Origin of the sequence: Kitasatospora sp. MBT63, from assembly GCF_000710465.2 — a bacterium.
In the GTDB taxonomy this organism is placed as follows: Bacteria; Actinomycetota; Actinomycetes; order Streptomycetales; family Streptomycetaceae; genus Kitasatospora.
On sequence record NZ_JAIZ01000257.1, the window covers coordinates 1 to 1,399 of the forward strand.

The window sequence follows — 1,399 nt, forward strand, 5'->3', positions numbered from 1 at the left end:
GAACAGCCGGAACAGGCGGGACGCGATGGACGGCGGGGCGAGGTCGGACTGCAGCGTGACGGGCACCTCGACCCGGCCGTCGCCCTCGCCCGCCGAGACGGTTCCGACCTGGGTGCCGGCCTTGGCGGTGTGGCCGAGTTTGGCGGCGTCCAGGGTGACCTTGGCGGTGATGCCCGACCAGCCGGCCACCGTCAGGTCCTTGGCGGCGACCACCGGGACCTTGCCGCCGAGGCCGTCGTCGACGTGGCCGACGACGTCGCCCTGCTTGGCGAGGGTCTGGCCGGCCAGGCCGTTCTGCGCGGCAGTGATGATCTTCATGCTGATCGGCTGGGCGGCCTTGACCAGGCTGGGCTCCTCCTTGGTGGCGGGCTGGCCGAGGGTGACGCCCAGGATCATCCGCTTGACGCCGCCGACGTCCTTGACGGCCGCCCACATCAGGCAGGAGCCCGCCGGGGTGGAGGAGCCGGTCTTCACGCCGATGACCCCGTTCTTCGGCGAGAGGATCTCGTTGGTGTTGAAGACCCGCTGGCCGTTGAACTTGGTGTCGGGCTCCGCGACGATCTGCCGGAAGATGTCGATCTTCATGACCTGCTCGGCGAGCTTCAGCTGGTCCTTCGCCGTGCTCTTGGTGTCGTTGTTGTAGCCGGCCGGGTCCGCGTAGGTGGTGTTGGCCATGCCGAGCTGGGCGGCCTGGTCGTTCATCTTCTTGACGAAGGCCTCCTCGGAACCCGAGTCCCAGCGCGCCAGCAGCCGGGCCACGTTGTTGGCCGAGGGCAGCATCAGCATCTCCAGCGCCTCGTACTGGTTGAGCTGCTGGCCCTCGGTCAGGGTCACCTTGGACTGGTCGGCGTCGTTGGACTCCTGGGCCGCCTGCTTGTCGACGGTGATGACCGGCCCGGTCTCCCCCTTCTTCAGGGGGTGCGCCTGGAGGATGAGGAAGGCGTTCATCACCTTGGTGACGCTGGCGATCGGCGCCGGGGTGTCCGGGCCGGAGCTGCCGAGGCTGCCCACGCCGACCACCTCGGCCGCGGCCTGGCCCTTGGCGGGCCAGGGGACGTTCAGCTGGTCGCCGGTGAAGGTGAAGCTGTTCGCGAGGCCCAGCTTGGCCTTGGGGGCCGGCAGCGGCCGCAGCAGCTGACCGATCACCAGGGCGCCGAGCACCACGGCGGCGAAGACCGTCCAGATGGTGGCGCGCTTGACCGCCCGCTGGAACGGCGTGACCGGGCGGCGGCTGAGGGCGGCCAGCACCTCCATCGCCTCGACGGTGTTCTCCGGGCCGGGCGCCGGCTGCGGGGCCGGCCGGGGTGCGGGCCCGGAAGGGAACGACGGCGGGGCCGTGGGCGGCGGCGGGGACACGGGCGGTGCCCCCGCCGCGGCGGCGGCCGGGACCGGGGTGCGG

1 pseudogene is annotated in these 1,399 nt (G+C 71.7%); it reads right to left on the minus strand.

The features are described from left to right. Positions 1–1,254, minus strand: a pseudogene (locus AA75_RS16365) (D-alanyl-D-alanine carboxypeptidase); the annotation flags it as partial. Between the last annotated feature and the right edge of the window lie 145 nt (positions 1,255–1,399).